At 30.9% G+C, this 8,281-nt stretch carries 8 protein-coding genes; 5 read left to right on the plus strand and 3 right to left on the minus strand.

What is annotated here, in order from left to right; all coding sequences use genetic code 11:
* The 4 genes from ACTG3S_RS12505 to rlmB form a co-directional block, all read left to right on the plus strand.
* Positions 1-1,774, plus strand: a 1,774-nt coding sequence (locus ACTG3S_RS12505) for a TonB-dependent receptor domain-containing protein (RefSeq protein WP_439129680.1), incomplete at its 5' end; no start/stop codon positions are given.
* Between the two features lie 22 nt (positions 1,775-1,796).
* The gene (locus ACTG3S_RS12510) at positions 1,797-3,290 is read left to right on the plus strand and encodes a RagB/SusD family nutrient uptake outer membrane protein (protein WP_439129681.1); all 1,494 of its coding nucleotides are present in this window, start codon (positions 1,797-1,799) and stop codon (positions 3,288-3,290) included.
* A 73-nt stretch (positions 3,291-3,363) separates the two neighbouring features.
* Positions 3,364-4,092, plus strand: coding sequence for a hypothetical protein (locus ACTG3S_RS12515; RefSeq protein ID WP_439129682.1), 729 nt, complete (start codon positions 3,364-3,366; stop codon positions 4,090-4,092).
* Between the two features lie 89 nt (positions 4,093-4,181).
* Entirely contained in the window at positions 4,182-4,913 is a 732-nt protein-coding gene (gene rlmB / locus ACTG3S_RS12520; protein WP_439129683.1) for a 23S rRNA (guanosine(2251)-2'-O)-methyltransferase RlmB, read from the plus strand.
* A 6-nt stretch (positions 4,914-4,919) separates the two neighbouring features.
* On the opposite strand, the gene ACTG3S_RS12525 is transcribed toward rlmB, so the two are convergent.
* Positions 4,920-5,591: a rhomboid family intramembrane serine protease gene (locus ACTG3S_RS12525; RefSeq protein ID WP_439129684.1), complete on the minus strand. Its 672-nt coding sequence runs from the start codon at positions 5,589-5,591 to the stop codon at positions 4,920-4,922.
* Positions 5,592-5,667: 76 nt separating this feature from the next.
* On the opposite strand from ACTG3S_RS12525, the gene ACTG3S_RS12530 reads away from it, so the two are divergent.
* Complete coding sequence (locus ACTG3S_RS12530) at positions 5,668-6,939, plus strand: replication-associated recombination protein A (RefSeq protein WP_439129685.1); 1,272 nt, start codon at positions 5,668-5,670, stop codon at positions 6,937-6,939.
* Here ACTG3S_RS12530 and ACTG3S_RS12535 read toward each other — a convergent pair.
* A complete protein-coding gene (locus tag ACTG3S_RS12535) occupies positions 6,936-7,703 on the minus strand; it encodes a hypothetical protein (RefSeq protein WP_439129686.1) in 768 nt (255 codons plus the stop codon). The genes ACTG3S_RS12530 and ACTG3S_RS12535 overlap by 4 nt on opposite strands.
* A gap of 1 nt (position 7,704) precedes the next feature.
* The coding region (locus ACTG3S_RS12540; RefSeq protein ID WP_439129687.1) for a DUF5723 family protein at positions 7,705-8,281 on the minus strand (577 nt) is incomplete at its 5' end.

The raw sequence follows: 8,281 nt of genomic DNA on the forward strand, positions 1-8,281 counted from the left end.
TGAATTCAGATATGGTGTTAACTATGCACAACAGAAAAACAGAGATTACCAAAATAAGTTTTACGGTGGTGGACAGTCTACTGGTGGTGCTATAACAATAAACGATTTTACTGGTTTAACAGAAAACGTTTTACAGTTAATTAGATATGAAAATTCTTGGGGTGATCATAATTTCGATGCTTTAATAGCACATGAAAACAATGCATTTACAAGAACATTTGCAAGTGTTTCTAAAGGTTTACAAATAAGTCCTTTTTTATATGATTTAGATAATTTCCAATCTGCATTAGGTTTAGCTTCTGGTTCTACAGATGTTAATACAATAGAATCTTATTTTAGCCAATTTAACTACAACTATGCACAAAAATATTATTTAACAGCTTCTGTTAGAACAGATGGTTCTTCTAGATTTGTTAACGATAAGTGGGGTACATTTGGTTCTGTTGGTGCTGGATGGGTAATGAGTGCTGAAGACTTTTTAAGTGATGTAGACTTTGTAGACTTCTTAAAAGTTAAAGTATCATATGGTATCTTAGGAGACCAACTAGGTGTTGGACGTTTTTCTGGATATAACAGATATAATGGTGGTAATTTAGATGGTAATTTATCTTTAGCTCCAGGATTAAATGGTAACCCAGATTTAACTTGGGAAACTTCTAAAATGTTTCAAACAGGTATTGAGTTTACTTTAGGTGCAAACCAATTTTTAGAAGGTAGTTTAGACTATTTCCAAAAAAATACTGACAACTTAATATTTAATAGATTTGTAGGACCTTCTTTAGGTATATCTTCTATTACAGTGAATGATGGTGAGTTAAAAAACTCTGGATTAGAATTTGACTTAACAACTCATATTCTTAACAAAGAAGACTACTCATTTGATTTTAATGTAAACGGATCTTTCTTAGATAATGAAATTATAGCAACACCTACTGACCCAGCTACGGGTGAACCACAACTTTTAACACCTGGTGGAAACTATGGTAGAGTAGTTGGTGGATCAATTTTTGATTTTTACATGCGTGAGTGGGCAGGTGTAGATCCTGCAGACGGAGCTCCAACATGGTTTCAATATTATGATGACAGAAACGATAATGGTGTTTTAGATGCCGGAGAGCCAACTTCTGACTCAAATGCATCTTGGGTACCAGTTGATCCTAACATTTCAAATGATACTGGTTCTATCGTAGAATATCAAACAAAAATTTCTGACGCAAATATTAAAAAAGTAGTAACTAGAACTTACTCAGATGCTTCTAATGTATTTGTTGGAAAATCAAGTATTCCAACAGTTAGTGGAGCATTTAGATTATCTGGAAGAGTTCATGATTTTTCAATCTCAGCTCAATTCACATATAGCTTAGGTGGTTATGGTTATGATGCTCAATATGCTGAATTAATGTCAGACAGATTTGGAGCAGCTGGTAACAACTTTCATAAAGATATAGCAAACAGATGGAGAAATCCAGGAGACATTACAGATGTACCTGCTTTAACAGATAATGCTATTACAAACTCTACAAGTACTTCTTCTAGATTTATTACTAGTACAGACTTTTTAGCTTTAAACAACTTAAATATTGGTTATAAATTACCTGCAAAATATTTAAAGAGTACAATCAAATCAGTAAACGTTTATGTTTCTGGTGACAATTTATTTCAAAGAACTGCACGAAGAGGATACTACCCTACTACAAGTGAAACGGGAGCATCTGGTCGAGGTTTATTTGCCCCAGTTACAACAGTAACTATGGGTGTAAGAGTGAAATTATAATTAATTAAGAAATTAAACAAAAATGAAAAAAAATTTAAAATTAGTTATGCTGTCTGCAATTGCAATCATAGGTTTTGCAAGTTGTGGAGATGATTTTCTTGAAGATCCAGCATTAGATAGTACAACAACTTTAACATCTGCTCAGTTTGAGGAGGCTGCAAATATTGATCCTGAGATCCCTGCAGCTCTTATGAATGGAGTTTATTCGTTAACATTTACTACTGGTACAGGTGGTACAACTGGTCATGATGACTTTGGACAAAAAGCGTATGATATTTTTGGAGACATGGTTTCTGGAGATTTGGCTTTAAGCCAAAGTGTATATGGATGGTATAGAGCATCAATAACTGAGTTACAAGCACCACAAGATTTTACATTTGGTGATAATAGACAAATCTGGAGATATTACTACAGAGTTATTAGAGGATGTAACGAAATTATTGATGGTTTAGGAGGTACAGATGTAACACCTGATAGTGCTGAAAACAAATATATTATGGGTCAAGCTAAGGCTTTAAGAGCTCATTCTTATTTTTACTTAGCACAATACTACCAAAAAGAATATAATGGTAGTGAGGAAATTTTACCAATCTATACAGATGCACTAGGGCAAAATGTTGCTAAAAGTACAGCTGCTGAGGTTTATGACCTTATGGAAGCTGATTTAACGGAAGCAATTAGTTTATTAAATGGTTTTAACAGACCTAATAAAACTACGATTAACCAGTCTATTGCACAAGGTATTTATGCTTATGTGTTAGGAGCTAGAGGTACAGATTATAACAAAGCATATACAATGGCAACCAATGCTCTTGCTGGTTATACAATTATGAGTTCTTCTGAAGTTACTGGTGGTTTTAATGATGTTTCTACTCCAGGATGGATGTGGGGTGTTGATTTGAACGACGAGATTGGATTAGGATTAGTTTCTTGGTGGGGTCAAATGGATTACTATAGTTATAGTTACCCAGCTTTTGGTGACTTTAAATCTATAGATCAAGGTTTATATGACTTAATACCTGCTAACGATGTAAGAAAAACTCAGTTTTTAAATAATAATACTGTAGGGCAGCACTTAATGCCATTATTTAAGTTTTATGATTCAGATAGACAAAGATATGGTTCTTCTAGTATTGTAAAAGCAGATTATGTTTACATGAGAGTTGCAGAAATGTATTTATTAGCTGCAGAATTTGCTGCAAAATCTAGTAACCCTACTGCTGCTAAGAACATGTTAAAAGCAGTTGTTTCTAAAAGAGTACCAGATGCATCTTACATAGATGGTTTATCAGGACAAGCTTTAGAAGATGAAATCTATTTACAAACTAGAATAGAGTTATGGGGAGAAGGAAAAAGTTATTTAGCAATGAAGCGTAATAAAGCAACAATTACAAGAGGTGATAATCACTTATCTTTTGTAGGTATACCAATGCCTTATAACGATGAAAGATTAACTTTTGAAATTCCAGAAGGAGAAATTCAATTTAATCCTTTTATTTCAACTCAAAATAATTAATGAATAACAAATAATTAACTAAAGCAAGAACTCTAATAAATTAGAGTTCTTGCTATTTTAAATAAACAATCAAATGAAAACAATCAAATTACTTTTTTTTGCTATTATAGCAATTCTTACATTCAACAACTGTGAACAAAATGTAGAACCTTTAGGAACAAACTACATCACATTTAGTGAACCAACATATTCTGCTGGTGTAGATGTTGGTGGAACTAATACAATAAATTTAGACGTTTTTACTGCTAACATTACTAGTTCTGACAGATCTTTTGAAGTTATGGTGGATGGTTCTGGTGCTGCAGCAGGATCTTATACAGTTCCTTCATCTTTTATTATTCCTGGAGGAACAAATAAAGGTGTTATTTCTGTAGAATTATCTGATACAAATTTAGGAATTGGAGTAAATAAAATAGTTATCGATTTAGGGGTACAAGAAGGTTTATCAATTGCTGGTCCAGCTACTATCAGCTATACACAAAACTGTACAGAAGTAACAGCTACTTTAGACATCGTATTTGATGGCTATGGAAGTGAAACAGGTTGGACAATTACAGATTCATTAGGAGGTGTAGTTGCTTCAAAAGAAGCAGGTGATTATACAGATGGACAAGTTTCTGCTCAAGAATCTGTTGCTTTATGTGCTGGTAGAGATTATACTTTTACAATAACAGATAGTTATGGTGATGGATTAAGCTTCCCTGCAAATGGTACTTACAGTTTATCAGTTGGAGGTACTGTGAAAGCTAATGGTGTTGGAAATTTTGGTGAAAGCGAAGCTACTGCTTTTGATACAAAATAATATTTTTAAACAAAAAAAAGCCACCAATAAAATTGGTGGCTTTTTTTTTTGCTATATAATTAGACTACATTTGCATTATGGAAACTGAAATGACTAATATTTTTGGAATTAGAGCTATTATTGAAGCGATAGAAAGTGGTTCTACAATCAATAAAATATACTTACAAAAAGGATTACGTGGTAATTTATTTTATGAATTAGATAAACTAATTAAAATAAATAAATTAACTACAAGTATTGTTCCTGTAGAAAAGTTGAATAGACTTTCTAAAAACAGTAATCATCAAGGTGCTGTTGCACAAATATCTCCTATTGCATTTCATGATTTAGAAACTTTAATAAACAAAACTTTAGAAGGTGATACTCCTCCTCTATTTTTATTGTTAGATCAAATATCTGATGTTCGTAATTTTGGAGCTATTATTAGAACTGCTGAATGTACAGGTGTACATGGAATCATTATACAAAAAAACGGAAGTGCCCCCGTAAATGCAGAAACTATAAAAACTTCTGCTGGAGCTGCTTTTAAGGTGCCAATTTGTAGAGTAGACCATATTAAAGATGCTTTGTTTATTTTACAAGCATCTGATATAAAAACTGTTGCTGCTACAGAAAAAACTACTTCTTCAGTTTACGATGTAGATTATAAAGAGCCAATTGCAATTATTATGGGATCAGAACATAGAGGTGTAAATCCATCTATATTAAAAATGGTAGATTTTAAAGCTAAATTACCTTTACTTGGTGACATTGCTTCCTTGAATGTTTCTGTTGCTTGTGGTGCTTTTCTGTATGAAACTGTAAGACAAAGAGGTTTATAAGGTCAGCTACAAATCTTCTTCAGTATTTATCTCTTCTTCTTGTTGAATAAGATTACCATTTTCATCAAATAACAAATCGAAATCAGTTTTAGAAAATTGATATTCTTTTTTGATAATCCCATTTTTTCTATAAATTAAAGCAAAAATAAATCCTATTAAAAAGCCAGAGAGATGGCCTTCCCAAGACATACCGTCTTTTATTGGTAATACATACCAAACCATACTTCCATATAAAAATATAATGATTAAAGATAGCGCTACTAATCTATAATGCTTTCTTATAATTCCGCTAAAAAAAACAAAACTAAATAATAGATATACAACTCCACTTGCTCCTATATGATAAGATTCTCGAGCAATTATCCAAGTTAATAGACCTGTTAAAACACCTCCATAACAAAGCACTTTATAAGCAACTTCTCTATAAAAATAAAAAAGACTAGATAACAATACAAATAATGGAATAGAATTACCAAAAAGATGATTTGTATCACTATGTATAAAATGAGTTAAAATAACACCTCTTAAACCCATTAAATCTCTTGGATAAACTCCGAATTTATTAAAATTGAACTGGAACTGTATTTCTATCCAATAAATAAACCAAATAACAAATACATATAAAAATGGAATTAAAAAAACAGATTTTCTATCATTTAAAGTTTGCTCATCACTCATAAAATAAAAATAACAAATATGTTACCAAACTAAAAAAATACTACTTCTGTCATAAAAACTTTGCTATTTTTACAGTATGAATGAACCTTTGGCAGAAAGAATTAGACCAAGAACATTAGAAGACTATATCAGTCAACAACATTTGGTTGGTAAAAATGGCGTGCTTACTAATTTGATAAAAAGAGGTATTATACCTTCTTTAATTTTGTGGGGACCACCAGGAATTGGTAAAACTACCCTTGCCAATATTATTGCCACAGAATCTGAAAGACCATTTTATACCTTAAGTGCTATAAGTTCTGGGGTAAAAGATGTTAGAGAAGTTATAGAAAAAGCAAAAAAAAGTGGCGGTTTATTTACTGCAAAAAATCCTATTTTATTTATTGACGAAATACATCGGTTTAGCAAATCTCAACAAGACTCTTTATTAGGTGCTGTAGAAAAAGGATGGGTCACTTTAATTGGGGCAACTACAGAAAACCCAAGTTTTGAAGTAATACCTGCCCTACTCTCTAGATGTCAGGTTTATATTTTAAATTCTTTTGATAAGGAAGATTTAATTGCGCTTTTACATAGAGCTATGCAAAAAGACTCTCAATTGGTTTCTAAAAACATACAATTAAAAGAAACAGATGCTTTACTACAGGTTTCTGGTGGTGATGCCAGAAAACTTCTTAATATTTTTGAACTTTTAGTTTCTACAGAAGATGATATAGAAATTACAAATGAGCTAGTTTTAGCTAAAATACAGAAAAATACAGCTAGATATGATAAAACTGGCGAACAACATTATGATATTATTTCCGCTTTTATAAAATCTATTAGAGGTAGTGACCCGAATGCTGCTGTTTATTGGTTGGCTAGAATGATAGAAGGTGGAGAGGATGTTAAATTTATTGCAAGAAGAATGTTGATTTTAGCTTCTGAAGATATTGGGAATGCCAACCCAACAGCATTAATTTTAGCAAATAATACGTTTCAAGCTGTAAGTGTTATTGGCAACCCAGAGTCTAGAATTATACTGAGCCAATGTGCAGTTTATTTAGCAAATTCTGCTAAAAGTAACGCTTCTTATATGGCTATTGGCGAAGCACAAAATCTAGTGAGAAAAACTGGTGATTTGTCTGTACCTCTGCATTTGCGAAATGCACCTACAAAATTAATGAAAGATTTAGACTATGGGAAGGATTATAAATATTCTCATAATTATCCTAATAACTTTGTAGCACAAGAGTTTTTACCTAATGAAATTAGTGGAACTAAAATTTATGAACCTGGTAACAATACTAGAGAAAATCAGTTTAGAGAAATTCTAAAAAATAGATGGAAAAGTAGATATGATTATTAGAATTTTATTTCAAATTCTTTAACAATTAACTGATCTTTCTCATAATATTCTGCAACCCATTTTGACTCTTGTTTATACAACAATCCATTTTTATCTTTAATTACATAAACATCTTTTATATTAGTATTTAAGATGATAAAAACAACTTCTGGCTTTAAATTAATTAGTTGAAAGCCATTTTTCTTTGGTTGTGCATATAAAGTAGTTGTATTTTCTACTTTTTCGCTTCCTTTTTTTGTTGATGAAACATCTTTTAAAACCTCTTTTTTAGTAATTGTTTTTACAGGAGTATCTACTGCTATAATTTTAGTTTCTTTTACTTGTTGTTTTTTAGAAAGTGGCTTATAACTAATGTCCTCCATTAATTTATGCGCATTTCTTATAGATTGTTGATAGCTTTTCTTGAAATCTTTTATTCTACTTTCTCCTTCAGAAGTAAACAATACTTTACTAAAACAATCTTTCAGCTCTAACTGCAATTTTGTTTTAAATAAAGAAGAATTATTTACAATTGAAGCTGTTAATGCTTTGCATCTATCATTTTTTAAATCTTCTGGAAAATCTTCTGATTCTAAAAGTACTGTAAAACCGTTCTTTTTCAATAAAAACTTTGTTAAAGAACTTGTTTGATATTGATCTGGTTCTTTTAAAAACTCAAACTTATTTGGTACAATTATGTATTTATAATTACTAACTTTTTTTTCTTGACCAACTGTAAGAAAACTTATGAAAATAAGAGCTACAAGTATAATTTTATTTTTCATTTTAATTAAATATTAAATTAAAGCCAAACTGAATAGAAAGGTTGTTGGCAGATGAAATATCGGAATAATTAAGCAAATTATCTACAATTCCGTAAAAATTAATTTTCCAAATCTGAGTAGAAATACCCACGCCAATATTACTAAAAGAATAATTATCTAAGGTATAAGTAATTTTGGTATGTAAATTATTGGTAATCATTTTATCATAAAATCCTGTCAATGCAAATTGCTGATTTAAAGGTCTAAATACTGAGTATAATTGGGCACCAAAAGCATCTGTATAAATATCTTTATAAGTATTATCATAGCAATATTTACTTCTTCTCTCGCCAAAACTATATTTAACTGCTGCATTCAATTTTGCAGGCCTCCAAGAAATATAAGACTCTTGGTTTTCTGAAGTTGGTAGTTGCTCTTTAATAGCGGTGTCTAATTCTTCCCAATAATTTCTATTGTTAGCATTATAATCTAAGGCAATTCCCTCAAAAGTAAAACTACCTTTTGCTAACGTATTTTTAATATTTTTTGTGTGATTTACAAAACCAACGTCTAACAAACTACCAGATATTTGTAATTGC

This window comes from Polaribacter sp., assembly GCF_965656025.1.
In the GTDB taxonomy this organism is placed as follows: domain Bacteria; phylum Bacteroidota; class Bacteroidia; order Flavobacteriales; family Flavobacteriaceae; genus Polaribacter.